The organism is Mesorhizobium sp. M0052, from assembly GCF_040323255.1.
Lineage (GTDB): Bacteria > Pseudomonadota > Alphaproteobacteria > Rhizobiales > Rhizobiaceae > Mesorhizobium.
The window spans coordinates 21032-46651 of sequence record NZ_JAMYUS010000018.1; the positions used below are offsets into that span (position 1 = coordinate 21032).

20 protein-coding genes are annotated in these 25620 nt (G+C 61.4%); 15 read left to right on the plus strand and 5 right to left on the minus strand.

Going from position 1 to position 25620, the window contains the following annotated elements; all coding sequences use genetic code 11:
- Window position 1 precedes the first annotated feature (1 nt).
- Together NKJ77_RS22850 and NKJ77_RS22855 are read left to right on the plus strand one after the other, a co-directional pair.
- Window positions 2–1246, plus strand: a complete 1245-nt coding sequence (locus NKJ77_RS22850) for a glycosyltransferase (RefSeq protein ID WP_352535797.1) — start codon at window positions 2–4, stop codon at window positions 1244–1246.
- Entirely contained in the window at window positions 1243–2391 is a 1149-nt protein-coding gene (locus NKJ77_RS22855; RefSeq protein ID WP_352535798.1) for a glycosyltransferase family protein, read from the plus strand. Before NKJ77_RS22850 ends, NKJ77_RS22855 begins: the two co-directional genes overlap by 4 nt.
- On the opposite strand, the gene NKJ77_RS22860 is transcribed toward NKJ77_RS22855, so the two are convergent.
- A complete protein-coding gene (locus NKJ77_RS22860) occupies window positions 2369–3040 on the minus strand; it encodes a class I SAM-dependent methyltransferase (protein WP_084558991.1) in 672 nt (223 codons plus the stop codon). The two genes, NKJ77_RS22855 and NKJ77_RS22860, sit on opposite strands and share 23 nt — an antisense overlap.
- Window positions 3041–3306: 266 nt before the next feature.
- On the opposite strand from NKJ77_RS22860, the gene NKJ77_RS22865 reads away from it, so the two are divergent.
- The 3 genes from NKJ77_RS22865 to NKJ77_RS22875 all read left to right on the plus strand — a co-directional run bounded on the left by NKJ77_RS22865 (window position 3307) and on the right by NKJ77_RS22875 (window position 7486).
- Window positions 3307–6021: an ABC transporter transmembrane domain-containing protein gene (locus tag NKJ77_RS22865; protein WP_023672145.1), complete on the plus strand. Its 2715-nt coding sequence runs from the start codon at window positions 3307–3309 to the stop codon at window positions 6019–6021.
- A 34-nt stretch (window positions 6022–6055) separates the two neighbouring features.
- On the plus strand, window positions 6056–6523 hold the full coding sequence (locus NKJ77_RS22870) for a cyclic nucleotide-binding domain-containing protein (RefSeq protein WP_023672144.1): 468 nt from the start codon (window positions 6056–6058) through the stop codon (window positions 6521–6523).
- A gap of 111 nt (window positions 6524–6634) precedes the next feature.
- Window positions 6635–7486: an MBL fold metallo-hydrolase gene (locus NKJ77_RS22875; RefSeq protein WP_352535799.1), complete on the plus strand. Its 852-nt coding sequence runs from the start codon at window positions 6635–6637 to the stop codon at window positions 7484–7486.
- A 1-nt stretch (window position 7487) separates the two neighbouring features.
- Here the strand turns inward: NKJ77_RS22875 and NKJ77_RS22880 are convergent, their stop codons facing one another.
- Window positions 7488–8246, minus strand: a complete 759-nt coding sequence (locus NKJ77_RS22880; protein WP_352535800.1) for a polysaccharide deacetylase family protein — start codon at window positions 8244–8246, stop codon at window positions 7488–7490.
- Window positions 8243–9331: a glycosyltransferase family 4 protein gene (locus NKJ77_RS22885; RefSeq protein ID WP_352535801.1), complete on the minus strand. Its 1089-nt coding sequence runs from the start codon at window positions 9329–9331 to the stop codon at window positions 8243–8245. Before NKJ77_RS22885 ends, NKJ77_RS22880 begins: the two co-directional genes overlap by 4 nt.
- A 74-nt stretch (window positions 9332–9405) precedes the next feature.
- Here NKJ77_RS22885 and NKJ77_RS22890 point away from each other — a divergent pair, with 74 nt between their 5' ends.
- The 7 genes from NKJ77_RS22890 to NKJ77_RS22920 all read left to right on the plus strand — a co-directional run bounded on the left by NKJ77_RS22890 (window position 9406) and on the right by NKJ77_RS22920 (window position 18976).
- A complete protein-coding gene (locus NKJ77_RS22890; protein WP_027050460.1) occupies window positions 9406–10584 on the plus strand; it encodes a DUF3095 domain-containing protein in 1179 nt (392 codons plus the stop codon).
- A gap of 303 nt (window positions 10585–10887) precedes the next feature.
- Window positions 10888–12228, plus strand: coding sequence for an adenylate/guanylate cyclase domain-containing protein (locus tag NKJ77_RS22895; protein WP_023726703.1), 1341 nt, complete (start codon window positions 10888–10890; stop codon window positions 12226–12228).
- Between the two features lie 151 nt (window positions 12229–12379).
- Entirely contained in the window at window positions 12380–14275 is a 1896-nt protein-coding gene (locus NKJ77_RS22900) for an ABC transporter ATP-binding protein (RefSeq protein WP_023831902.1), read from the plus strand.
- Complete coding sequence (locus NKJ77_RS22905; protein ID WP_023740137.1) at window positions 14272–16170, plus strand: ABC transporter substrate-binding protein; 1899 nt, start codon at window positions 14272–14274, stop codon at window positions 16168–16170. Before NKJ77_RS22900 ends, NKJ77_RS22905 begins: the two co-directional genes overlap by 4 nt.
- 2 nt (window positions 16171–16172) lie before the next feature.
- Window positions 16173–17171 (plus strand): ABC transporter permease, encoded by a 999-nt coding sequence (locus NKJ77_RS22910; RefSeq protein ID WP_023672136.1) that lies wholly within the window; start codon window positions 16173–16175, stop codon window positions 17169–17171.
- Window positions 17168–18349, plus strand: a complete 1182-nt coding sequence (locus tag NKJ77_RS22915) for an ABC transporter permease (RefSeq protein ID WP_023702557.1) — start codon at window positions 17168–17170, stop codon at window positions 18347–18349. The genes NKJ77_RS22910 and NKJ77_RS22915 overlap by 4 nt, the downstream gene beginning before the upstream one ends.
- A 147-nt stretch (window positions 18350–18496) precedes the next feature.
- Window positions 18497–18976, plus strand: a complete 480-nt coding sequence (locus NKJ77_RS22920; protein ID WP_023831901.1) for a class I SAM-dependent methyltransferase — start codon at window positions 18497–18499, stop codon at window positions 18974–18976.
- A 15-nt stretch (window positions 18977–18991) separates the two neighbouring features.
- On the opposite strand, the gene NKJ77_RS22925 is transcribed toward NKJ77_RS22920, so the two are convergent.
- Window positions 18992–20407, minus strand: a complete 1416-nt coding sequence (locus NKJ77_RS22925; RefSeq protein WP_023685078.1) for an adenylate/guanylate cyclase domain-containing protein — start codon at window positions 20405–20407, stop codon at window positions 18992–18994.
- Window positions 20408–20708: 301 nt separating this feature from the next.
- Here NKJ77_RS22925 and NKJ77_RS22930 point away from each other — a divergent pair, with 301 nt between their 5' ends.
- From NKJ77_RS22930 to NKJ77_RS22940, 3 genes are all read left to right on the plus strand, one after another.
- On the plus strand, window positions 20709–21530 hold the full coding sequence (locus NKJ77_RS22930) for a hypothetical protein (RefSeq protein WP_023831900.1): 822 nt from the start codon (window positions 20709–20711) through the stop codon (window positions 21528–21530).
- Window positions 21531–21666: 136 nt separating this feature from the next.
- On the plus strand, window positions 21667–22185 hold the full coding sequence (locus tag NKJ77_RS22935) for a GNAT family N-acetyltransferase (RefSeq protein WP_023672131.1): 519 nt from the start codon (window positions 21667–21669) through the stop codon (window positions 22183–22185).
- Window positions 22185–23558 (plus strand): hypothetical protein, encoded by a 1374-nt coding sequence (locus tag NKJ77_RS22940; RefSeq protein WP_352535802.1) that lies wholly within the window; start codon window positions 22185–22187, stop codon window positions 23556–23558. Before NKJ77_RS22935 ends, NKJ77_RS22940 begins: the two co-directional genes overlap by 1 nt.
- 20 nt (window positions 23559–23578) lie before the next feature.
- Here NKJ77_RS22940 and NKJ77_RS22945 read toward each other — a convergent pair whose 3' ends face one another.
- Window positions 23579–25342, minus strand: coding sequence for an adenylate/guanylate cyclase domain-containing protein (locus NKJ77_RS22945; protein WP_023831899.1), 1764 nt, complete (start codon window positions 25340–25342; stop codon window positions 23579–23581).
- Between the last annotated feature and the right edge of the window lie 278 nt (window positions 25343–25620).

Below are 25620 nucleotides of genomic sequence, written 5' to 3' on the forward strand. Positions count from 1 at the left end.
GTTGCAACACCGCAAGATCGTCGTGGTTCTGAAGGGCTACCCGCGGCTGTCGGAAACCTTCATCGCGCAGGAGCTGCTCGGTCTGGAGCGTGCGGGGTTCGACCTGATACTTTTCGCGCTCAGGCGGCCGACCGACGCAAAACGTCATCCCGTGCATGACGAGATCAAGGCCCCCGTCCATTATCTGCCGGAATATCTGCACAGAGAGCCGGTGCGCGTGCTTCGGTCGCTGTTTGCCTGTCTGCCGCGGCCTGGCTTCTGGCGCGCGCTCAAATCGCTGGCTGCCGATATCCGCCGCGACTTTACCCGCAATCGCGCGCGCCGCTTCGGGCAAGCGCTCGTGTTGGCCGCCGAATGGCCGCAAGATGCCGGATGGCTGCATGCCCATTTCGCGCACACGCCGGCATCGGTGACGCGCTATGCCAGCCAGCTTCGTGGCTTGCCCTGGAGCTGCTCAGCCCATGCCAAGGACATCTGGACGTCGGCGGACTGGGATCTGGCCGGCAAGCTTTCCTCGGCGCGCTGGACGGTCACGTGCACGAAAACCGGCTTCGACCATCTGAAAAAACTCGCCAACGGCAGTTCGTCCGTGCATCTGAGCTATCATGGGCTCGACCTTGACCGCTTCGGCAGTTTCGGCGAGGCGCGAAAACAGCGTGACGGCTCGGCGCCGGCCGAACCGGTCATGATCTTGAGTGTCGGACGCGCCGTTGAAAAGAAGGGCTATGATACGTTGCTGGAGGCTCTTGCCCTCTTGCCTGGCGATCTGGCGTGGTGTTTCGAGCATATCGGTGGCGGCGAGGAACTGAAACGGCTGAAGGCGCTGGCGCAAAGGCTCGGACTGGAGGGGCGCGTCTCCTGGAAAGGCGCGCTGGCGCAGGAGGAGGTGCTTGAGCACTACCGCAGCGCCGACATCTTCGCTTTGGCCTGCAGGATCACCGCGGATGGCGACCGGGACGGCCTGCCGAATGTTCTGGTGGAGGCGGCCAGCCAGCGGCTTGCCTGCGTGTCGACCGATATTTCCGGCGTGCCGGAGCTTTTATCGTCGGATGAAACCGGGCTGCTGATTCCCTCGGAAAACCCGACTGCCCTGGCACAGGCGCTGGAGCGCCTGATCCGCGATCCCGTCCTGCGCGTCCGCCTCGGCGACGCCGCGGAGCGGCGCGTGCGAAGCAATTTCGATCATGTGGCAGGCATTGGACAGCTCAAGGAACTGTTCGAGCGGGAGTGGCGGGCCGCCGAATGAAGCGGCTGCGCGCTTTCTTCTATGTTCAGCACCTGCTCGGCATCGGCCATCTCGCGCGCGCCAGCCGCATTGCGGCGGCTCTGGTCGATGACGGGTTCGACGTCACCGTCGTGACCGGCGGAGCGCCGATCGCGGGATTTCCGGGATCGGGTGTAAAATCCGTGACCCTGCCGCCTGTCACCTCCGGTGACGAAGGATTTTCCGGACTTGTCGACCTGCAGGGCAAAGCCGTCGACGATGATTTCAAGACGCGGCGCTCAGAGATGCTGCTGCAGGCTTTCCGGGATTACAGGCCCGACATCGTCATTATCGAGGCGTTTCCCTTTGGACGCCGGCAGATGCGTTTCGAACTCTTGCCACTGATCGAGGCCATCGAAGCGACATCGCCCAGACCGCTGCTGGCGGCGTCCGTCCGCGACATCCTTCAGGAGCGCGTGAAGCCGAGCCGAAACGAAGAAACGGTCGATATCGTCAACAGGCATTTCGATCTTGTCATGGTCCATGGCGATCCGGCTTTCGCAACCATCGACAAGACATTTCCGCTGGCTGGGGCGATCAGGGCCGAGGTCGCCTACACCGGGCTCGTTGCCGCGCCGCCGACGCAAGCGGCCTCAGAGCGCTTCGACGTTCTGGTGTCGGTTGGCGGCGGGGCGGCCGGAAAGAGCCTTGTCAGATCCACCGTCGCGGCGGCGCGAAATGCCGATAACGCCTGGACATGGTGTTTGATCACCGGCCCAAACCTGCCGAAGGACGAGTTTGACGCGATTTCACGCGATGCCTCCCCACGCCTGTCCATCTTCCGGTTCCGCGAGGATTTCGCCAGCCTGTTGACCGGCGCCCGCCTGTCGGTCTCGCAGGCCGGTTACAACACGGTCTGCGATGTCCTGCGCGCGGGGTGTCGCTCGCTGCTCGTTCCATTTGCAGCCGGCGGGGAAACCGAGCAGACGCGTCGCGCCCTGTTACTCGAAGAGCTCGGTCTTGCAACGGTGCTGACGGAACAGGACCTGACGCCTGAAGGTCTGGCGCATGCGACCGAGCAGGCGCTTGCGGGACCGGCGCCAGCCGCGCATCGCCTCGATCTGGAAGGGGCGCGGCGCTCGGCGCAAATCCTGCGCGAGCGCTTCAAACAGTTCCAATCAGCATGAAGCGTGTATAATTTTTTGTCGGCAATTCGCCGGAGAACCTGATCTGCCGCAGCGCCGCCATTGCTTCGAAGGCTGCAAGTGACGCCACGCAGTTGATGTGCGTCGGCTCGCTGAAATAGTCGTTCGACTGCAGCAGCACGTTCGTGCCCCGCGGAAGCAGGGCAAGCCAGGCGCTGAGGTCGGCTATGTGTTCGCAGCTCGTATTGACCACCAAGTCGGGCCCGCCGGCGGCATAGTCGAGTGCGTACATATCTGCCGTCAGCGCTTGAAACCGGTCGCCGGCTTGCCGGTTGAGTGTCCGGGCGACCGCGCCGACTTCGGGATCAATGTCGATGCTGTCGATCGCCGCGATGTCGAAGCGGGCGTCGTTGAAAAGCATCGCCGGCAATACGCCGTACCATCCACCCAGAACCCATATGCGCTCGAACCGACCGCCGCAGCTTTCGAAAAGCCTGTCGAGCGCCCACATCTTGCAGGCGACCTGCTTGTGGTTGAAGGCGTTCGCGATATTGGCCTGCGGATGCTTGGCGATGACGCGCGCCAGCCCGGCCACGAGAGGGTGGTCGACATAGGCGGCAATTCCCCGCGTGAGGTCCAGGGCTTGCTCATGCCCATCCATGCCGGCATTGCGTGGTTGCGTGACATCCATCATATTCGTCTTCTATGTTGGGATTTCGGGCGACACAACGCAATCTTGCCTCATGCAAGGCTGTTCGACTTGCGGACGCGATTGTGCCGCAAGCCGTTTCGCCATTGCCCGGAGGAGGCCGATTGCATTTGTCCGGACCATCGGCATCCATCCGCCTGGCGCGCAGCTGCCGCTTCGAGATCGTCGTTGGCGGCGAAGACATGGCCGATACACCATTCGCCAGCAGGTGCCTTTACATTCTGCATCCTTCAAACTGACAATCGCATATGGAAACCAGCCTAGCCCGCTATATCTGGACGCACACCAGGAAGCAGCAGCTCTGGATATTGATGATCGTCGTGCTTTCGATGGTCCCGTATTTCATGTCGTTCGACCTGCCGAAGCTGATCGTCAACGGCCCGATCCAAGGCAAGGGGTTCGAGCAACCGGGCGCGACCCTGCCATTCATGCGGTTGCACTATAACCTGCCGTTCATCGGCGAGGTCCAGTTCTTCTCCGGTTTTCAACTGGACCGCACGTCGACCCTGCTTGCGCTCAGCCTTGTGTTCCTCTTGCTGGTCGTCATCAACGGCTTGTTCAAGCTCTACATCAACACTTACAAGGGCCGGCTCGGCGAACGCATGCTGCGGCGTATTCGTTTCGACCTGGTCGATCGTGTGCTGCGGTTTCCGCCGGTTTACTTCAAGCGGGTGAAATCCGCCGAAGTGGCGACCATGGTGAAGGACGAGGTGGAGCCGCTGGGCGGCTTCATCGGCGATGCCTTCCTGCAGCCGGTGCTGCTCGGCGGCCAGGCGCTGACGGCCATGCTGTTCATCATGGTCCAGAACGTCTGGCTCGGAATGATAGCGGTCGTGATCGTGGCGATCCAGATCGTGCTTATCCCGCGAATGCGGCGGCGGCTGCTCGTGCTGGGGCGCCAGCGGCAGTTGACGGCGCGCGCGCTGTCGGGCCGGGTTGGCGAAATCGTCGACGGCATCGGCGCGGTTCACGTCCACGATACGTCGAATTACGAGCGCGCCGACATAGCAGCCCGGCTCGGGCTCATCTTCAAAATCCGCTTCGATCTTTACCAATGGAAATTCATGGTAAAGTTCCTCAACAATTTTCTCGCGCAGCTCACGCCCTTTCTGTTCTACATGATCGGTGGCTATCTGGTCATCCAGGGGCGGCTGGATGTCGGCCAGCTCGTGGCCGTGATTGGCGCCTACAAGGACTTGCCCGGACCGATGAAGGAACTGATCGACTGGGATCAGGACCGGCAGGATGTCCAGGTCAAATATCAGCAGGTCGTCGAACAGTTCACCGTCGAGAATATCATCGCGCCGGAAATCGGAGCACTGACGATCGACGATCCCGATCCGATGACCAAGCCGCTGTCGGCGATCAGCCTGTCGATAGCCGACGATGGCGGCGCAATGCTCCTCAATCGCATCTCGCTCGAGGTCAAGCCGGGTGAGACGGTGGCGCTGGTCAGCACCGCAACAGGGGGAGCGGAGGCGCTTGCGGAAGCCTTTGCGCGGCTGACCTGGCCGGATAGTGGAAGGATCGTTTCGGGCTCCGATGACTTGCTCGATCTCCCCGAAGCCGTGACCGGCCGGCGCATGTCCTACGCTTCGTCGGATGTTTTCCTGTTCCAGGCAAGCCTGCGCGACAATTTGCTCTACGGGTTGAAGCATGCGCCGCTGACATCGGTGACATATGACGGCGCCGCGGCGGACCAGCACCGTTGGAATATCGACGAGGCGCGCCGGTCGGGCAATCCGGATCTCGATATCCGCAGCGACTGGATCAACTATGCCTCTGCCGGCGCCACCGGCCCGCACGACCTCTTTGAAGCCGTGCGCCGGGTGCTCGACGCGGTTCTTCTGTCGCGCGACATTCTGGATCTAGGCTTGCGCTCTTCGGCCGACCTCAAGCGCCACACGAAGCTTGCCGGGCGGATCGTCGAATTGCGTGCGGCGCTGCGAACCCGGTTGGAGGAAGAAGGCCTGAGCGCGCTGGTGGTTCCTTTTGAACCGGGCGCCTACAACAAGGAAGCGACGATCGGCCAGAACCTGCTCTTCGGCGCTGCGGCCGGCCCCGAACTGGCTCACAAGGCACTGGCGTCCAATCCCTATTTTGCTTCCGTGCTGAAGCAAGCCGGCCTCGACCGCACGCTCTACGAAATGGGCATGGAGATCGCCGAACAGGCGATCGAGCTGTTTGCCGACCTGCCGCCCGAACATCAGTTCTTCCAGCAGCTCGCCTTCATGAGCGCCGAGGAGATACCCGCCTACGAAACCTTGCTGCAACGGCTCAAGAATCGCCCCTACGATGCGGTTTCGGAGAACGACCGCGCCATGATGGTCACCTTAAGCTTTGCCTATATCGAGCCCCGGCATCGCTTCGGCCTGTTGACCGACGAGCTGATGAGCAAGATCATCGCTGCACGCAACCAGTTCTATGAAAACCTGCCGGCCGAGCTGGAGAAAGCTGTCGAACGGTTTGATCCTGCCAAATACATCGCCGCGGCCACCGTCATGGACAACGTCCTGTTCGGGCGTGTCGGCAACAACCATCCCGACGCGCCGGACCGTATTCGCTCCATCGTCTATGATATTCTTGACGAACTGGGACTTTATGCCGAGCTTCTGGATGTCGGCCTGGACTTCAACGTCGGCGCCGCCGGCAGGCGGCTGACCGGCGGACAGCGACAGAAGCTCGATGTTGCCCGCGCCTTGCTCAAGCGTCCCGATTTCCTCATTCTCAATCGGCCGCTGTCAGCGCTCGACCAGCGCGTGCAGGACAAAGTGTTGCGGAATGTGCTCGACGAAGCCAGACGCGACGGCCATTCGCCGGCAATTGTGTGGGTGGTGACGAATCCGGCAATGGCGGCGATGTTCGATCGGGTTGTGGTCTTTGACTCAGGCCAATTGGTGGAAGACGGAACACACGAGACACTCTTGGCGGGAAACGGTATCTTCAAGGAACTTGTGTCATAGTCTGGCAAACGCGAATTCAGGAAGGTTTGCGACAATGCTGCTCAAGGATGAAGTTGGAATGCTGCAACGCGTTCCCTTGTTCTCTGGCATCGAGCCGACAAAGCTCAAGCTGCTCGCGTTCACGTCCGATCGCGTGAACTACAGTGCCGGCCAGATTCTTTTCCGGCAGGGCGACGAGGCAGACGCGGCCTATGTCATCCTTTCGGGCAGCGCGGATATTCTGGTCGATTCCGACAATGGGCCGATCAAAGTTGCTGAATTGCTGCCAAATTCGATCGTTGGCGAGATTGCCATATTGTGCAACAGCTCCCGTACTGCCACCGTCAAAGCGGCAAGTGAGCTGGAAGCCTTGAGAATCCGCAAGGACCATTTCCTGAGGCTTATGAAGGAGTTTCCCGAAATGACCATCGAGATATTGCGGGTTCTTGCCGATAGGCTAAGCAGTACGACCGCGGACCTGATCGACGCACGAACGGCCGAGAGCGATTCACAGTTGCACTGAAGCGGCGAGCCGCTCTGTTTCTTTGTTTTGATGCAGTTTCCGGAACCGTGTCACACCTTTCCTGGAACGACTCTGGCAGCAGTTGGTTGGCTACGATGGGCGAAAGGGTGCATGGACGACGATTTCTTCCTTGTCAGGTTTTGGGGCGTGCGCGGCAGCATTGCGGTGTCGGGGCCAGAATTTGCTCGCTATGGCGGCAACACGATCTGCATCGAGATGCAATGCGGCAAGCATACGCTTCTGTTCGACGCGGGCTCCGGCCTGCGGCCTGCCGGCAGGACGCTTCGAGCGTCGGGCGTCACCGATTTCGACCTGTTTTTTACCCATTGCCATTACGATCACATCATCGGGCTGCCGGCTTTCAAGCCTATTTATGAACGAGGCATCAAAGTTACGCTTTGGTCCGGGCATCTCGCTGGACGCATGACGACGCGGCAGATGGTCGATGAATTCATTCGGCCGCCATGGTTTCCGGTGACACTCGGTGTCTGCAAGGCGAGCCTCGACTGCCGCGATTTCGCATCCGGAGACGTGCTTCGGCCACGCGAAGGAGTTGTTGTGCGGACCGGTAGTCTTACCCATCCGGGCGGCTGCATCGGCTACCGGGTCGAATGGGGGGGCCGCGTCGTGGCGGTCATCACAGACACCGAGCACGAGCCGGGCAAACTCGATCCGGCGGTGCTCGGCCTGATCGAGAATGCCGACCTCGTCATTTACGATTGCACCTACACCGAGCAGGAAATGGAGCGCTACCGCGGCAACGGGCACTCGACATGGCAACAGGGCGTCAAGCTCTGCGAGGCGGCCGGCGCGCGCGGGCTTGCGCTGTTTCACCACGATCCGGCACGCACCGACGATGAGCTGGACGAGATGGAGAAACTGGCCAAAGACAGGTTTGCCGGCGCTCTTGCGGCGCGGGATGGCCAGACGCTCACATTTCCAGTCTTGCACAAAAAGCGCTGAGCTATTTTCCGGCGCTGCGTTCTGTCAGTGTGCTGATCGGAAGCCATGCGCAGGCTTCTGCCCGCGCGGTGATCGTGAACAGCCGTTCGAGGAAAAGCCAGGCCGATTCATCATGGACGAGATGGTGGGTGAGCAGGCCGACCGGTTCGCCGCCGTCGAATGCACGCTGCAATTGCGCGACGATGGCCTGAACCAACAAACCATGATCGCGGCAGCCGCGCGTGCCATGCCAATCCATGATGTCGACATTGCTGTTGATGACCGCCAGGGAAGCCGGCCTTGGCGGCCCGAACACCGACAATGCCGCAAATCCTATCGATCCGAGGTCGGGTACCAGGCCGACATCGATCCGGTTCCAGGGCGGCACCAGCATCGGAACCGCACGTGCGCCGTGCAGGCCGGTTACACGCGACAGCCCGCCGGCCAGCTCATCCAGCACCACCTCGCGTGGCCGATGCGCGCCGAGCTCCTGCTTTTTTTGACCCTCGGGCGCATGATTTCGGTGCGCCCAGCCATGAATGGCGACCGTGGCATGCGGCGCCGCGTCAAGCCGGACGACAAGCGTCCCGTCGGTCCGGGCCGGAATGACGGCCAGAGTGACCGGAACCGCGAAGTCACCGGTGAGGTCGAGCAACCGATCGAGCGCCGGCGTCGGATCCACGGCGTCGTCGTCGCGCAGCCAGAACTCTGCCTTGCGGCCCGCCCGTTGCCGGTACGCCAGCTCGTCCACCAGGGGCTGCCAAGTCGGGTCGGATGTCATGACAACGGGATCATCTTGAGAAGTTCCGCCAGACGGGCCTTTGCAGCACCGAGAGAGCGTTCTTCGAGAACGAAACGTCTGGCCTCTGCAGCCATGATGGTTCTTTCATCATTATTGGCCAGAAGCCTTGCAATTGCGGAAGCGAACGCCGCCACATCGCCTGGCGGGGTGAGAAGCCCGGTCTGGCCATGCCGCACGACCTCCGGCACGCCGGCAATGTCCTGAGCCACCACCGGAAGGCCGGCGGCCTGTGCTTCAAGATAGGCAATGCCATAGGCCTCGCCGTAACCCGGCCAGACGTAGATTCCCCCGCGATAGAGGACATCCGGCACGGCGACCGGCTCAATCGCGCCAAGCCATTCGATACGGTCGGCGGGCAAGCCGGCGAATTGCGCCTTTACCTCGTCACGGGCAGGTCCGTCCCCGACGACCGACAGCGTCCAGGGGAGGTGGCCGATCAACCCGAGCGCCTGCGCCAGCATGCGATAGCTCAAGACCTTGTCGCCCGGGCGCATCATGGCGACGGTCACGAGGCGCGTCGGATAATCCAGTACCGGCATTTCGTGGAATGCCGACGTGTCGATGAAGGGTGAAAGCATACCGAGAGCGGCGTGGGGAACAGCATCCGCCAGCCCCTGGCGATCCCTTTGCGTGAAGCAGATGTTCAGCGCCGCCTGCTCGATGGCTCGCGCCACCAATGCCTGGCTATCGGCCCACGAACCGGCGTTGCGCCGTGCGGAATAGGAGGCTTCGGCCGTCACATAGGGGATGGCAAAGGCCAACGCCAGCTCGGGCCCGATCAGGTCGGGCGCCTTGTAGTAGGGATGATAGGAGAACCAGAGATCGGGCTTGCCGTCACGGTCCCAAAGCCTTGTCAGTCGCGCGGCTTCGTCCCGGGCCTCGATCATGAGCGCATCGAAACTTTTCGGTTCCGGCTGGCGTAGATAGAAGCGCAACTCCGATGCCAGTTCGACGCTATGCCCGCCATGCTGCAGCGCCTGGACCAGCATCCGTGCCATCTGGCGGTCGCCGGAGACAACGGGATGATTGGGCGACTTCAGCGGGGCGTAGAAGGCAATTCGCATCGCGCGATCCTATCATCGCAAAGCCTGCCCAAGTCAATTTCGAGGCATGATCGACTTCACCTTCAAGCGCTGGAATGTGCTATCTGATGCTTATGGAAACAGCAGTCGCGTCCGACCCGTTCGTCGCTTCTTTGCCGGTCTTCGCAAAGTTCGAAAGCGTTGCCGATATCGATAACTATCGGCCTCTCCCCGATGGCTGGGCGCTGGCCACCGCCGACATCGTCGGCTCGACCAAGGCGATCGAAGCCGGGCGCTACAAAACCGTCAATATGGCCGGCGCCAGCGTCATTTCGGCGCTGCTCAATGCACTGGGCCGGCAAGATCTTCCCTTCGTCTTCGGCGGCGACGGCGCGCTCGTGGCGTTTCCCGGCTCGGCGCTGGAGATCGCCCGTAACGCGCTGGCTTCTGTCCAGAGATGGGTGGCGGACGAACTGGACCTGACCTTGCGTGCCGCAATCGTGCCGATAAAGGACATAAGAGCGCAAGGCCTCGACGTCCGCGTGGCGAGGTTCCAGGCCTCCGAAGCAGCCTTCTATGCCATGTTCGCCGGCGGCGGCGGCAGTTGGGCGGAAGCCGAAATGAAAGCCGGGCGCTACCGCGTCGACCCCGCCCCGGCCGGCGCGCGGCCGGATCTGACCGGCCTCTCCTGCCGCTGGAACCCGATCGAAGCCCGGCATGGCGAAATTGTCTCGATCATAGCCGTGCCCGGGGCATCGCGCGACTTGCGTGGTTTCCAGTTTCTGGCTTCCGACATCATCACCCTTGCCGGCAGGCAGGAGCGCGATGGCCACCCGGTGCCGGTGGACGGTCCGGCCTATAGTCTCTTGCCCGCCGGTCTCGATGTCGAGGCACGGGCCACGGCGCCGCCGGGGCGGCGGTGGCTGGCCAAGCTGTGGGTGATCTTCCTGATGACGCTTACGGCCGTCACCGACAAATTGGGCTGGACGATCGGCGGTTTCGATCCGAAGGTCTACAAGCGCGAGGTGGCCAGCAATTCGGATTTCCGCAAGTTCGACGACGGCTTGAAGATGACCATCGACGTCGACGCGGATGTGTTGCAGCGGATCGAGAACCGGCTGAAACAAGCGGAAGAGGCCGGCATCTGCAACTATGGCCTGCACCGCCAGAAGTCGGCCTTGATGACATGCCTCGTCATCTCGCCGCTGCAGCGCGATCATGTTCACTTCATCGATGGCGCCGCCGGCGGCTATGCAATGGCTGCCGCAAGCCTGAAGGCGAAGGCGCCGGTCTGATGACGGCTTGGGGAATCGATTTTCCGCAATGCGCCGCGGCCATGGTTCTTGGGACCCGGCGAGCCCAACGGTGCCTGAGCCGACCAATTATTTGCGCGATGTCAGGATCGGGATTGCACTTCGCCGGCAGCCTCGCCACATAGTGTTGCAGGTGATTTGTGCGGTCGACGTCTGCTTGCTTCCTGCAAGGACAGTCATTCGGGATATTCTTCGCCGGCTTCTGCCCCCGAAGCCGGCTTCATTGACTTCGAGAATTTTGCGGATCAAAGGAGATGGCTCGTCTTCGACGGGTTTCGAGATAGCATGAGCACAGCGCAAACAGAAATTTCCAACATTCTCATGGATAAGGTTGCCGATTGGCTGACCCAATCGGCGCTGGCGGGCGACGACCTGGAAACATTGGTCAAGGGTTTTTGTGAACGGCTGGCTGCTGCCGGCCTGCCGCTGAAGCGGGTGCATTTGAGCTTTTCGATGCTGCATCCGCTTTATGACGCGCTCGGTTTCACCTGGATTCGCGGCCAAGGCCTGGAAGTGGAAGGCTTCCGGAGTGAGAACGGCGTCCATTCCGACAGATTCCTGACCAGCCCATACTACCATCTGCTCAGCAACAAGCTCGACCATCTGCGGCGCCGGCTCGACCCGTCGGTGCGGTCGGAGTTTCCTGTTTTCGATGAGCTCAGGCTTATGGGCGTCACCGATTACATGGCTTTCGTCCATCCCTTCAACGGCGATACAAGTCAGGGCATGTTGGGGTCCTGGTCCACCGACAGTGCTTCAGGCTTCAGCGACAGCATGATTTCGGCGCTGCTGCGGATCCAGAACCATCTCGCCATAGCAAGCAAGATGGCGGTGCTCACCAAGCTCGCCGACAACATGATGACCACGTATCTCGGCGGTGACGCCGGCAGGCGCGTGCTGGACGGCCAGATCAAGCGCGGCGAGGGCGACACAATCCGGGCCGCGCTGGTGATGGGCGATATGCGCGGGTCGACAAGGCTCGCCGAAACCTCCGGCCGCGAAGTCTATATCGATACGCTGAACCAGTTTTTCGATGCCATCGCAGCACCTTTCAATCGCAAAGGCGGGCAGATCATGAGTTTCCTGGGGGATGGATTCATTGCCGTCTACCCCTGCGAAAGGCACCGGGCGCAGTCAGAGATCGCCTGCCAGGCTGCTCTTGCGGCTGCGCACAAGGCCAGCATGCGCATGATGGAGCTCAATCTGCGCAGAAAAGAGCAAGGACTGGGCGACATAAAATTTGGTATCGGCCTTCATGTCGGCAATGTGATGTTCGGCAATGTCGGGCTTACCGACCGACTCACATTCTCCGTCTTCGGCTCGGCTGTAAACGAGGTCCAGCGTCTCCAGACCCTGACTAAGAAATATCCGCACAGCGTTCTCGCCAGCAAGGACTTCGCCGGCTATTGCGGGGCCAACAGCTGGCTGACGCTCGGCGAGGAGGAACTGGCGGGCAGCAAGCAGAAGCTGACGGTGCTTTCACCCGATCTGTCGGGTGCTCTCGCACTCGATGAAGACGCTGCGCTGCAGCCGTTTCACGATCGGATATCGGACGCCGAGCAGGTCATGCTGCTTCATCGCGATGCCGCGCGGCTGTCGGCGGGCGACCGGAGGAAGCTCCAGTAGTCACCACCATCCGATCTGGACGCCCTGGTATGCTGTCCGGCCGCCGGTCGCCGGGGAATTCGTTTCGAATCCAAGTTGCTCTGCGCTGACAATGCGCTAGTCTTGCTTTTTGGGGCCGGTCGGGAGGCGCCAGATTGGGGCTGGTGTGGGAATGGATGCAGGCGTTGATCTGCTGCGGATCGAGGATGTTGGCATCTCTTTTGCCATTGTCGGGGGACCGTTGCATGCCGTCAGGCGGGCAAATCTTCGCGTCCTGCCCGGCAAGGTCACCGCGCTTGTCGGTGAGTCCGGTTCCGGAAAATCGGTTCTCAGCCAGGCCGTGATGGGCATCTTGCCGAACACGGCCCATGTTCGCGGCCGTATCCTGTTTTCCGATCCCAAAAAGCCCGGCACGACGCAGGATATCCTGCAGATGCCGCGAGACGGACCCGAAATCCGGGCGTTGAGAGGCAGCCGCATCGGCAAGATCTTTCAGGAGCCGATGACATCGCTGTCGCCGCTGCACACGATCGGCAACCAGGTCAGCGAATCCCTGCAGATTCATACGCACATGGACCGGACGGAGCGCAAGGCACGGACCGAGGAAATGCTCGGCCTCGTCGGGTTTCCCAATCCCAAGCGCGCCTACGACATGTATCCGTTCGAACTTTCGGGAGGATTGCGGCAACGCGCCATGATCGCCATGGCGCTTATCTGCCGGCCCGCTCTGTTGATCGCCGATGAGCCGACAACGGCGTTGGACGTCACCATCCAGGCGCAAATCCTGCAATTGCTTCGTGGACTCCAGACCAAGCTCAACATGGCAATGCTGCTGATCACACACGACCTCGGCGTGGTTGCCAATGTCGCCGACGAGGTGGTGGTCATGTACCATGGCGAGATCATGGAAGCGGGCCCTGTGGAGGCAATATTCCGCCGGCCAGGCCACCCTTACCTGAAGGGCCTGATGGCAGCCGTCCCGCATTTCGACCTGAAACCTGGCGAAAGGCTGAAGGCGCTCCGCGAGGTGCCGGTGAATGTCGGGACCCTGCTGGGCAAGCAGACGGCGCCGGAAGCGAAGGGGCCGGACGACATTCTGCTGTCGGTCAGGGATCTGAAAAAGGTCTACACCATCCGCAACTCCGGATGGTTCAGCGGGAGCCATCAAACCTCTGTTCGCGCCGTGGACGGCGTGAGCTTCGACATCAGGCGGGGTGAGTGCCTGGGCCTGGTTGGCGAAAGCGGCTGCGGCAAAACCACCGTCAGCAAGATCCTGATGCGGGCCGTCACCCCTACCGGCGGCTCCGTGATCTTCAACGGCCGCGACGGACCGATCGACGTCCTGGAAGCAGAGGGAGACGCCCTGCGCTTGCTGCGGGCGAAACTCCAAATGGTCTTCCAGGATCCGGTTTCGTCGCTTTCGCCTCGCATGACAGTGGAAAACATCTTGAGCGAGCCGCTGGAAATCCATCAACGTGGCAATGCCGCGTCCCGGCTAGCCACAGTCAAGAGCCTGATGCAGGCAATCGGGCTCGATCCGCGCTTCATCCAGCGTTATCCCCACAGCTTCTCCGGCGGGCAGCGTCAGCGTATCGGCATTGCGCGCGCGTTGGCGCTGGGGCCTGAGCTGCTGATCTGCGACGAGCCGGTTTCGGCGCTCGATGTCTCCGTGCAGGCGCAGATCCTGAACCTTCTGAAGGACCTGCAGAAGGAACTGGGCCTGACCTACCTGTTCATATCCCACAATCTTGCGGTGGTGGACTACATGGCGGACCGCATCGCTGTGATGTGCGGCGGGCGTATCGTCGAGCTTGCACCGCGCGAAATTCTGCTCAGGAAACCGATCCACCCCTACACGCGCTCACTGCTCGCCGCAGTCCCCTTCCCCGATCTCGACCGGCCGATGGATTTCAAGATGCTGAACCTCGGCGGCGCTTCCGACACCAGCGCATGGGGACCGCAATTCCACGACGAGGGTGAGGAGGATACGCTGTCGCCGATCGATCTTGGCGGCGGCCACCTCGTGCTGGCCCGACGTTCGGCCGATATCAGCGAGCTACGCCATTGATCAGTCGTCGCACCGTCCTTGGACTGATGGCTTCGGCACTTCTGCCGGGCACGGCGCGTGCCGGAGATCTGGAGCCGGATTTTCTTCAGCCGCAGCTGACGGCCAAGGCGTTGCCGGCACTCGCTGAGCGCTTGCCCAAGAGCCCGCGCGCGTTGAACCTCGCTGCGATGGGCCGGCAGCCCGGCCAGTATGGCGGCACGCTGCGTACGATCATCGGCAGCCAGAAAGATATCCGGATGATGACGATCTACGGGTATTCCCGGCTGGTCGGTTATGACGAAAAACTTAACTTGCATGCCGACATTCTCGAAAGTTTCGACGTAGCGGATGATCGCATCTTCACTTTCAAGATACGGGAAGGCCATAAATGGTCCGACGGCAGCCTGCTGACGCCGGAGGATTTTCGCTATTGCTGGGAAGATGTCTGGCTGAACGATGAGCTTTCGCAAGGGGGGCTCGCCCCGACCCTGCTGGCGGACGGCCAGCCGCCGCGCTTCGAGATCGTCGATCCGCTGACGGTGCGCTACAGTTGGGACGCGCCCAATCCCGACTTCCTGCCCAAGCTCGCTGCTGCCGCGCCGATATCGCTCGTTCTGCCGGCCGCCTATCTCAAGCAGTTCCACAAGAAATACCAGGATCCATTCCGGCTCGCCGGCCTGATGAAGGAGAACCGGGCCAAGAAATGGACGCTCCTGCATATCCGCATGTCGCGGCAGTATCGCCCAGAGAACCCGGAATTGCCGACGCTCGATCCCTGGCGGAACCGGACCAAGCCGCCAGCCGAGCAGTTTATCTTCGAGCGCAACCCGTTCTTTCATCGAATAGACGAGAATGGCCGGCAACTGCCCTATGTCGACCAGATCATCATGAATGTCAGCTCGTCGGCGATCATCTCGGCCAAGACCGGTGCGGGGGAGAGCGACCTGCAATGCATGGGAATTGACTTCAGCGATTACTCGTTCCTGAAGGATGCGGAGAAGCGCTACCCGGTGAAGATGCATCTATGGAAACGCACTCAGGGCTCGCGGCTGGCGCTGCTGCCCAATCTGAATTGTGCCGACCCGGTGTGGCGTGCCCTTTTGAGAGACGTGCGCGTGCGCCGCGCACTTTCGCTTGCTGTAGACAGGCGTGAGATCAACATGGCCGTGTTCTATGGATTGGCGCAGGAAAGTGCCGATACGGTGTTGCCGGAGAGCCCGCTCTACCGGCCGGAATACGCGAAAGCCTGGATCGCCCATGATCCCGACAAGGCCAATGCCCTGCTAGACGAGGTCGGGCTTCAGGCACGTGACGATGACGGCGTGCGGATGCTTCCGGATGGACGCTCTGCGCAGATCATCGTGGAAACGGCCGGCGAAAGCACGCTGGAAACCGACGCGCTCGAACTTATCACCGATCACTGGCGCAAGATCGGCATCGCTTTGTTCATCCGGACTTCGCAGCGCGACATCTTCCGCAGCCGCGCGCTTGGCGGCCAGATCATGATGTCGATGTGGTCGGGCATCGACAATGGCGTGCCGACCGCCGACATGAATCCGTACCAACTGGCCCCCACCATCGACGACCAATTGCAGTGGCCGCTCTGGGGTGCTCACTATCTGTCCCATGGCAAGATGGGTGAGGCGCCCGATCTTCCTGAAGTGGTCGAGTTGATGGCTTTGCTCAAGCGATGGAACGGATCGACCGAAGCCAGCGAGCGCGCCGAAATCTGGAACTCTATGCTGTCGATCTACACCGATCAGGTGTTTTCAATAGGCACGGTGAACGCAACGCATCAGCCGATTCTGGTATCCTCGCGGCTGCGCAACCTGCCTGACAAGGCACTTTTCGGCTATGACCCGACCTCCTATTTCGGTGTCTACATGCCGGACACATTCTGGCTTGGAGGCTCCTGAGCGTGCTTCGATATCTTGTCTGGCGCATCGCCGTGATGGTTCCAACGCTGCTGGTCATATCGGCGCTGGTGTTCACCATCATCGAACTTCCGCCGGGCGACTATTTCGACAGCTATGTCGCTGAGCTCCGGGCCCAGGGCGAAGCGGTGGATTCCGACCGCATCCAGATGATGCGCAAGGAATATGGTTTCGACCAGCCGCCGGTCATTCGCTACTTCTACTGGGTTGGCGGGATGCTGCACGGCGATTTCGGCTATTCCTTCGAATATGAGCTGCCGGTTCGCGACGTCGTGGGCGACCGAATGTGGCTGACCGTGCTGGTTTCCTTCGTCACGATCATCTTCACCTGGCTCATCGCCTTTCCGATCGGCATGTACTCCGCCACGCATCAATACAGCTGGGGCGACTACGGCCTGACTTTCTTCGGCCTTCTCGGCCTTGCCATTCCGAATTTCATGCTGGCGCTGATCCTGATGTATTTCGCCAACATCTGGTTCGGCACGTCCATCGGCCACCTCATGGACCAGCAATATCTCGGCGAGCCGATGAGCTGGGCCAAGGCGAAGTCGATCCTCGCCCATCTCTGGATCCCGGTCCTGATCATCGGCACCGGAGGCACGGCGAGCATGATCCGGCGGCTGCGCGCCAATCTGCTCGACGAACTGCACAAGCAATATGTCGTGACGGCGCGCGCCAAAGGCCTTCATCCGTTCAAGGCGCTGGTCAAATATCCGCTGCGCATGGCACTCAACTTCTTCATTTCCGACATCGGCTCGATCCTGCCGGCCATCATTTCCGGCGCCGAAATCACGGCTATCGTTCTGTCATTGGAAACGACCGGGCCGATGCTGATCAAGGCGCTGCAAAGCCAGGATATGTATCTGGCTGGGTCATTCCTGATGTTCCTCGCCTTCCTTACGGTCATTGGCGTGCTGATTTCCGACCTGGCGCTGGCGCTGCTTGATCCACGAATTCGTTTGCAGGGTGGCAGCACCAAATGAAGCAGGACTCGCCGCTGCCCGCTCCGGGTGCTCCACTGCAACACTACATTTCCGGCGCGCCCTTCGACCTGCAGTCGGTCGAGGCGATGACGCCGGAGCAATCGAAGGTCTTTCAGGCATCGCAGTTGCGGCTGATGTGGTGGAAATTCCGCAAACACCGGCTTGCGCTTATATCCGGCATATTCCTGGCAGTGCTGTATTCCGGGATACTTATCTGCGAGTTCCTGGCGCCCTACAATCTGCACTCGCGCAACATGGACTACATCTATGCGCCGCCGCAGCACGTGCACCTGTTCCACAATGGCGAGTTCGTCGGGCCGTTCGTCTATGGCCGCCAGATGACGCTGGATATGGACACGCTCAAGCGGAACTACATCGAGAACCACGACGACGTTCAGCGGCTCCGTTTCTTCTGCCAGGGCGACACTTATCGGTTCTGGGGCCTGATCGAAGGTGACAGGCATTTTGTCTGTCCTGCCGAAAACGGGCAGCTGTTTCTGGCCGGCACCGACAGGCTGGGGCGCGACGTGCTCTCGCGCATGATCTATGGCGCACGCATTTCACTGACTATCGGCCTCGTCGGCATCAGTTTCAGCTTCCTGCTCGGCATCGTCATCGGCGGGCTGGCCGGCTATCACGGCGGTATCTTCGACCTGATCGTCCAACGGATAATCGAAGTCCTGCAATCGATTCCCAGCATTCCGCTATGGCTGGCCCTGGCGGCGATCATGCCGATAACCTGGAGTCCGATCCTGATCTATTTCGGCATCACCGTCATCCTCGGGCTGCTCGACTGGACCGGACTGGCGCGGGCCGTGCGTTCAAAGCTTCTGGCCTTGCGCGAGGAGGATTACGTTCTGGCCGCGCAGTTGATGGGCGCCGGGAGCAGCCGCATCATCAGGCGGCATCTCATTCCCGGCTTCATGTCGCATCTGATCGCGACGGCGACGCTCTCCATCCCTGGCATGATCCTGGGCGAAACGGCGCTGAGCTTCCTCGGGCTCGGCCTGAGGGCGCCGATAACCAGCTGGGGCATCCTGCTCACCGAGGCGCGCAGCGTCAGCGTGATCGCGTTCTATCCATGGCTGCTTTTGCCGATGCTGCCGGTCATCCTCGTCATCATGGCGTTCAACTTCCTCGGCGACGGCTTGCGGGACGCCGCAGACCCCTACAAGTGATATCGCTGTTCCACCGCGCGGCCTGCCGAACACTCCACCCGGTATGACGCTTGTCGGCGGCCGGTTGCGTTATTGCAGGGTTCGTCGTTCGCCTTTATATGCAGCAAGCCTCGATCGGGGCTGCTGGTTCAGGACACACAATCGCATATGAGTCGCCTCGATAATTTCATCAGCAGGATGACCGCGCAGCGCGACATTCTCAATCGAATCTGCCCCGAGGTGGCGAAGATGGAGGGGCTTGTGCTTGAACTCGGCCTCGGCAATGGCCGGACATTCCACCATCTGCGCGAGCTTCTGCCCGGGCGCCGGATCGTGGTGTTCGACCGCGAAGTTGGCGCGCACACTAGCTCAATTCCCGAAGCTGAAAACCTCGTGCTCGGCGAAATTCGCGAGACGGGCCGCAAGTTCATTGGCATCGAAGCCGCCCTTGTTCATGCCGACATTGGCACCGGCTATGACGATCGCGATGCAGTGACCGCTACCTGGCTTCCCGATCTGATTGCGAGCCTGCTTCGCGTCGGCGGCTTCGCGGTCAGTGGCACGCCGCTCGATCACCCGCTGCTGCAACAGCTCCCGGCGCCCACTTCGGAGCCCGCCGACCGTTATTTCCTCTGCAGGCGCGTGTGAGCGGCAGAGAACTCTTCAGGGGATCGTATAAACCGCAATCTCCCGCTCGATGCCGCGCAGCGAGACCTCGTGCGGCACGGGCGTCAGCGCGTTCCTGTGCAACAGATCGGCGGTGAGATTATCGTCGACCACCGCACGCGTGGCGAAGATCGCCTGTGCGTTGGCGAGGTTCTGGACCCGCGAAGCAATGTTGACCGTCTGGCCGAAATAATCCTGCCGCTCGTTCATGGACACGGCTATGCAGGGGCCGGCGTGAACACCGATCTTGAGCAGAAGGTCCTCGCGCCCGCTTTTGTCATTTAGGGCCCGCATGGCGTCGCGCATCCGCAGCGCCGCGGCAATCGCACGGTCAGGCGTCGCGAAGGTCGCCATCACCGCATCGCCGATCGTCTTCACAACCGCGCCTGCCTCCGCCGCGACGATCTCGTGCAGAACCTGGAAGTGCTCGCGCACGAGATCGAACGCTGAAAGATCGCCCACCCGCTCGTAAAGCTCGGTCGATCCGCGCAGATCGGTGAACAGGAAGGTCAGGCTGGTGATCTTCAGGCGCTGGTTGATGTCGAGCGTATCCGTGCGATAGAGATCCCGGAACGTCTGGTTGGTGAGCAGGCGCTTGGCGGTCACGAAGGGCCGGCGCTTGCCCAGGAAATCATGCAATACCGGGCAGGCGATGAAGACCGTCGGCAGCACGCGCGTGTCGGTCCTGTTTTCCAGCGAAATGCGCAACGGGCCGGGCTGCATCTCCAGCGTCTGGCTCTGGACATGGTCGCGGTCGAAGGCCAGAGAGAGGTTTCGCCGCTCTTTTGCCGGTTCGCCCTTCGCGTCGATGAACTGGGCCGAATGCGTGACCGGCTCGAAGACGATGATAAATTGGGGCGGAAGCTGGATGTGCAGAACCGCCTTTTCACCGGGCGCAAGCTCAATATCTTCCAGCGAGAACGCTTCCATCTTTTCCGCCAGATCCTCGTCCGGCAGATCGGCCCCGGACGCCCAGTAGATCTGGCGGTAATATTCCACCAACGGCAGTTCGTGTGGATTGTGGGCGGCAATCCTGCGCACACGGGGACTGACGGTGAATGTCACCTCGACCATCTCGTCGAGTGTCGGCGAATAGCCCTGGGAGCACAGCGCGCAGGTGTATTCGTCCTTCTGCATGGTTTTCAGCGTGGCGTTGGTGTCGAGCACGCCGCCACAGCCGGGGCACAGAACATTCCAGGAAATGTCGAAGATGCCCACCCGCGCCGCATGGAGAAAGGCGCTTATGGTGCGTTCCTCGTCGAGGCCATGCTTGCTGGCGAAGGCCAGCGCATTGATGCGGCAAAGTTCGCGGTCCTTGCCCTCGGCGATGGTTTGCCGGATTGCGTCGATTGCCTGCGGATCGACATCGGTCGATTGCCGCAGAAGCGAGAACAGATCCTGAGCTTCGGTCATCGTGCAGGCTCCGGAAATTGCGCCGTTAGGGCATGATGCCGAAAAGTGTGAAGCGGTTTTCGGACGACATCATGCTCTATTTCCTGATTTAGAGGCGGATTCAGATTTCAGGTCGGACAGACCTGAAATCATCCGGCTCTAGGCGTGTTGGCCGGACCGATCTTCGACCCGAACGCTCCATCATACTGCGAAATGGACCGTACGGCCATTCGAATGGACAAGCCTGGTGACAGGTCAATTTCCATTTGTTGAATTCCAAACTATGATAGCCCATGGGGCATTCATCTCTGGGGTTTTCTCCATGCCGACACGCGACAACCCGCCGTTTCCGGCGGCCCTGCGCCTTTTCTCGGCGGGGGTCATCATCGTCCTGATCGTCGGGGCCGGCCTGTTTTTCGCGCCCGCGCTGGTCAAGCCGCGCTGGCCCTGGGCCGTCACGCCGTTCAATGCCCGCTTCCTCGGCGGCTTCTACACCGCCGAAATGGCAGTGATGGCGGCGCTGCTGGTCTGGAATCGCTGGTCGCCCGGCAGGCTCGTGCTGGTCATGGCCTTCATCTTCACCGTCATCGTGTCGGCGGCTTCGTTCATCAACCTTGGCTATTTCAACTTCGAGCGCAAAGCCCCCTGGCTATGGTTTCTGGTCTATCTTGCGTCGGCCGCTGTATCCGCGCTGTTCCTGTGGCGGGCAAGGGCCCGCCCTTCTGCAAAAGGCGTGATCTTAAACCCCGCATGGCGCGCCTACCTACCGGTGGAAATGACGATCCTCGGGGTCTACGGCGTCGGCCTGTTGCTGTTTCCCCTGACATTCGGTGGCTTCTGGCCATGGCCGATCGATGCCTTCCACGCCCAGGTCTACAGTGCCATCTTCCTCGCGGGTGCAGGCGGCACCTATCTCCTCTGGAGAAGTGCGCCGCGTGAGGAATTGCTGGTGCTCGGCCTGGCGCAGTTTCTGGTTGGCCTGCTTGCCGTTCTTGGCCTCGTCATCACCGACGCCGCCGTGCACCGGATCGACTGGACGGCGGCCGGGACATTGTGCTGGCTTGCCCTTTTCGGCTGGATCGGCATCAGCGGTATCCTCAAATTCTACGCCGCCCCCCGGCATTTTGCCGCGCAATCGGCATAGGTCGCAGAGACGGCTGGATTTTCAGGTGACGTCCGGTGCATCGTGCCGGGCATATTGCCTCTGTCCTTTGTTCTGACGCAATTCCGGACGGAAAACCGCTCACACTTTTCCTGGAATTGCTGTAGCCGGAAAAGCCATGACCAGCACGCCACCCCTAGAGAAAATCCAGCCGCAGCTCCGGGCCGTCCGGCCAAGCGATGCCGAGGCGCTTTGCGCTATCTTCAATATGCCGGGCTTCCGCTGGGGCACACTCAGGATGCCATTCGAGATGGTGGAGCAGGTGGAGCGGCGCATCGCCAAGTCCGGCCCGGAAACCACCTGGATCGTTGCCGAGTCGGACGGCAAGGTTGTCGGCCATGGCAGCCTGGTCGCGCAGGGTTCGCCGCGCCGCTCGCATATCGGCGAGATCAATATCGGCCTTGACGATGGTTTTGTCGGCAGAGGCATCGGCTCTGCCATCCTAGGCGCGCTGCTTGACGTGGCCGACAATTGGCGCGCCCTTAAGCGGGTCGAGTTGACTGTCTATGCCGACAACGAACCGGCCATCCGTCTCTACACAAGCCATGGCTTCGAGGTCGAAGGCCGGCATGTGAAGGCCGGTTTTACCGACGGGCAGTACCACGACCTCCTGAGCATGGCCCGGCTGCGGTTCTGATGACCACCGTCCCTGCCCTTGCCCCTCCGGTGGACATTTTGGCCGTGCTGTCGCTGCTCTGCCCGGAGGTCGTGCGTGACATCGAGCAGAACTGGAATGCACCGGTTTCCGATTATGCCCGCCATCTGTGGCGGCCGGTGGCAAGGCCTGGATCGGCCCCGTCGATTGCTGCCCGCTCGATCCTGCGCGACGTCCTGCAGCAGCGCCTCGGTGCGATCATGCAGCCTGAAGCGATCGGCAAGGCCCTCAACGAATTCGACCACAGACCGGTTATCCAGTCCGGCCTGCACTGCCTGCTTCTGATGGATCGCATCACCTTCGATGCCCTGCTGCTTGCCTGGCTCGGCGCGGTCGAAAACAGGCTGTCGGCTTTTTTCGGCTTCATGGGAACGACCATGACCATGGAGACAACCGGCCGGGAGGGGCCGGGATGGCTCGAAGTCGGCGACGACAAGGTCAATTTGTTTGGCATGGGGCGCCACAAACTGTGCCGCAAAAGCGCCTGCGCGGCCGGTCCCGTCGCCCTCAACGGGCGCGCGCTCGAAACGGTGGGCAATGAGACGGATGCCAGAAGCTGGCTGGGCACGCTGCTTGCCAGCCAGGACAAGGTGTTTGCAACCGCCGCCGATGCGCTGACAGAACTCAACGAGGATCTGGTCGCCGATTGGGATCGTTCCGGCATGGCTCGGCCGGTTTTCATCGATGATAGGCTGGCCGCGACTGTCGTGTCGCGGCATCTGGAAGATGAAGGCAGCCTTCTTTCCAGGCTGCTCCTCGAGCCCGCAAGGCGCCGGCGTCTCGACCATGCCTTGCAAGAAGCCGCATCGGGCCCATTTGGCAGGTTCCTGCCCAATGCCACGGACTATTTCTGGGGCATCCGCGAGCAGCGCGTGCGCAAGCTCGTCCTCGAGAACGGGCGGCTGATCGAGCCTGACAGGCCGCATGGTCTTTCCATCCCGTTCGAGCGGCCGCATCTCCAGCAGGCACTGCTGGACGGCCTGCTTTTGCCGGACTTGTTCCTGATGTTCCTTGCCCTTGCCATATTGCCGCGCGTGCGGGTTGTGGGCGGCCTGAGACAGATTGGCTATGTCGCGCTTTTCCACTCGATCCTGCTGGCTGCGCTTGATGAAAACGCGCCAGAAGAGCGCGATCTGGCCGCCGAGCTGCAGGTTCGGGAAAATGCCTGGGGCATGCGGGTCATCGATGAAAAGATCTCGGTCCGCGAGCAGCTTGCCGGACTGCCGGAAGGGGCGCTGTTCCCGGACCTGCTGCGGCAATACCGGTTGCGGACATTTGCCGAGACGACCGATGACCTGAAACCGGTTCGCGAAAACGCCCGATGGCGCAAGATCGGCCGGGCCTCGGGCCTCTGATCCGGCCGGGCTTTAGCCCGTCATTGCACCACGCCGGCCTTGCGGAGCCCCTCGACCATGAGTTCGAAATCGGCAGGGTTCTTGTAAGGCAAGACCTTGCGACGGTGTTCCAGCGAATAGGCGGGATTGACGCGAAGCAGGTCCTGCCATGCCGTATGGGCCTCCTCCAAACGGCCCAGATGGCCGTAGCATGCGGCCAGAAGCGCACGCGAGACGTCGGTGACAGCGTTGCGAGCCAGCCGTTGCAGCAAGAGGTCGACGGCCTCTTCGTACCTTCCCAGTTGAAACGATGCCAAAGCCTGGAAGTGCAGAAGCACATCCGGAAAGTATGGATTCAAGGTCTTTCCCCGGGCGAAACTCTCTAGCGCCTCCGCGGGTCTACCCGAATAATACAGCGCCTCGCCGCGGGCGACGTGCGCTTCGGCGAAGTTCGGATTGAGAGCTATCGCGCGCTCGACCTCGCCGATGGCCTCATCGTGCCGTCGTGTGTAAAGCTTGGCCGATGCCAGCGCCCAGTGCGCCCAGGGATTGCTGTCATCCAGCGTTACCGCTCGCGTTGCTGCCTCTTCCGCTTGCGCCATCGAGTCCGACGCACCCCACCTGTTGAGGTAATCGAGCCCGTGCGTGAGGGCTAGGAAAGCGTGGGCAGAGGCAAATTTCGGGTCCAGTTCGATGGCCCGCTGCAAGAGCTCGCGGGCCGCGACGTTCGTGTCCTTCGTCAGCCGGTGCCACAGCTCCCGGCCCCGCAGGAAACAGTCATACGCCTCCGGATTGCGCTGGTGTTCGGGCGCCAGCCGCAGACGGTCATCGTCGGTCAGATTGAGCGCCAGCGCACCGACGATGTGCTGCGTCACGTCATCCTGCACGGCGAATATGTCGGTCAGATCGCGATCGAACCGCTCCGCCCAAAGATGGCCGCCTGAAATTGCATCGATGAGCTGCGCGGTGATGCGTACCTTGTTCCCCGACTTGCGTACGCTGCCTTCAAGGACATAGCGCACGCCGAGCTTCGTGCCGACATCCTGCACATGGACGTTCTGGCCCTTGAAGATGAACGACGAATTGCGAGCGATGACGAAGAGCTGTGACAGTTTGGACAGCGCCGTGATGATGTCTTCGGAGATGCCGTCGGCGAAGTAGTCCTGTTCGGCATCACCGCTCATATTGGCGAACGGCAGCACGGCGATCGACAGTTTCGGCGGCGCTGCCGCAGCCGGAGGGCTCGTCGGGGTTTGCGAGGTCACGGCCACCTTGGCCCCGGCGCCGACCTGCAGCGAATACACCCGGATCGGCTCGGCGATGTTCTTGAGCTGTGTGCTGCCGAGATCGCTGACCGAGAGGTCAAGCCTGGCCTTGACCTGGCGATAGGCATCCTCGGACAGGCAGATGGCGCCGGGCGCCGCAACGCCCTCCAGACGCGAGGCGATGTTGACGCCGTCACCCATCAGGTCGCCATCGCTCTCTTCGACCACGTCGCCCAGATGGATGCCTATCCTGAACTCGATGCGGCGCTCCTGCGGTACGCCGGCATTGCGCTCAACCATACCGTTTTGAATCTCAACGGCGCAGCGCACGGCATCGACCACACTGCGAAACTCAACCAGTGCCCCATCTCCGGTACGCTTGATAACCCGCCCGTGGTGCACTGCAATGATCGGATCGATCAGGTCGCTGCGCAGTGCCCGCAACCGCGCCAAGGTACGATCTTCGTCCGCGCTCGCGAGCCGGCTGTATCCGACCACATCTGCAGCCAGGATTGCGGCCAGCTTACGGTTCTCGCTCATGGGTCGCCTCCTCATCTCCATCATAGCAGGAAGACGGCGGGACGAGGAAATTTTCGCAAATCACGGCCACGCAGCCGCCCGTATCGGCAGTGCTCCACCGCCGAACCCAGACCGATGCCCATTTGCGCTGCCGCTTGCCGGTTGACGACTATCGGTTCATCCTTGTGAATACCCCGGCCGTGACGAGCGTGGCGAGATCACGCGTCATGGCCCAAGGTCAAAGAGATAGAGCATGATGTCGTCCGAAAACCGCTTCACACTCTTCGGCATCATGCTCT

Excerpts from the sequence above, each read along its gene's own strand:
- NKJ77_RS22935 (WP_023672131.1), top strand. The coding sequence starts at position 21,667 with ATGACCAGCACGCCACCCCTAGAGAAAATCCAGCCGCAGCTCCGGGCC.
- NKJ77_RS22890 (WP_027050460.1), top strand. The coding sequence starts at position 9,406 with ATGTGCTATCTGATGCTTATGGAAACAGCAGTCGCGTCCGACCCGTTC.
- NKJ77_RS22900 (WP_023831902.1), top strand. The coding sequence starts at position 12,380 with ATGGATGCAGGCGTTGATCTGCTGCGGATCGAGGATGTTGGCATCTCT.
- NKJ77_RS22885 (WP_352535801.1), bottom strand. The coding sequence starts at position 9,331 with ATGCGAATTGCCTTCTACGCCCCGCTGAAGTCGCCCAATCATCCCGTT.
- NKJ77_RS22860 (WP_084558991.1), bottom strand. The coding sequence starts at position 3,040 with ATGGATGTCACGCAACCACGCAATGCCGGCATGGATGGGCATGAGCAA.
- NKJ77_RS22930 (WP_023831900.1), top strand. The coding sequence starts at position 20,709 with ATGCCGACACGCGACAACCCGCCGTTTCCGGCGGCCCTGCGCCTTTTC.
- NKJ77_RS22855 (WP_352535798.1), top strand. The coding sequence starts at position 1,243 with ATGAAGCGGCTGCGCGCTTTCTTCTATGTTCAGCACCTGCTCGGCATC.
- NKJ77_RS22920 (WP_023831901.1), top strand. The coding sequence starts at position 18,497 with ATGAGTCGCCTCGATAATTTCATCAGCAGGATGACCGCGCAGCGCGAC.
- NKJ77_RS22945 (WP_023831899.1), bottom strand. The coding sequence starts at position 25,342 with ATGAGCGAGAACCGTAAGCTGGCCGCAATCCTGGCTGCAGATGTGGTC.
- NKJ77_RS22895 (WP_023726703.1), top strand. The coding sequence starts at position 10,888 with ATGAGCACAGCGCAAACAGAAATTTCCAACATTCTCATGGATAAGGTT.
- NKJ77_RS22915 (WP_023702557.1), top strand. The coding sequence starts at position 17,168 with ATGAAGCAGGACTCGCCGCTGCCCGCTCCGGGTGCTCCACTGCAACAC.
- NKJ77_RS22870 (WP_023672144.1), top strand. The coding sequence starts at position 6,056 with ATGCTGCTCAAGGATGAAGTTGGAATGCTGCAACGCGTTCCCTTGTTC.
- NKJ77_RS22865 (WP_023672145.1), top strand. The coding sequence starts at position 3,307 with ATGGAAACCAGCCTAGCCCGCTATATCTGGACGCACACCAGGAAGCAG.
- NKJ77_RS22925 (WP_023685078.1), bottom strand. The coding sequence starts at position 20,407 with ATGACCGAAGCTCAGGATCTGTTCTCGCTTCTGCGGCAATCGACCGAT.
- NKJ77_RS22880 (WP_352535800.1), bottom strand. The coding sequence starts at position 8,246 with ATGACATCCGACCCGACTTGGCAGCCCCTGGTGGACGAGCTGGCGTAC.
- NKJ77_RS22875 (WP_352535799.1), top strand. The coding sequence starts at position 6,635 with ATGGACGACGATTTCTTCCTTGTCAGGTTTTGGGGCGTGCGCGGCAGC.
- NKJ77_RS22940 (WP_352535802.1), top strand. The coding sequence starts at position 22,185 with ATGACCACCGTCCCTGCCCTTGCCCCTCCGGTGGACATTTTGGCCGTG.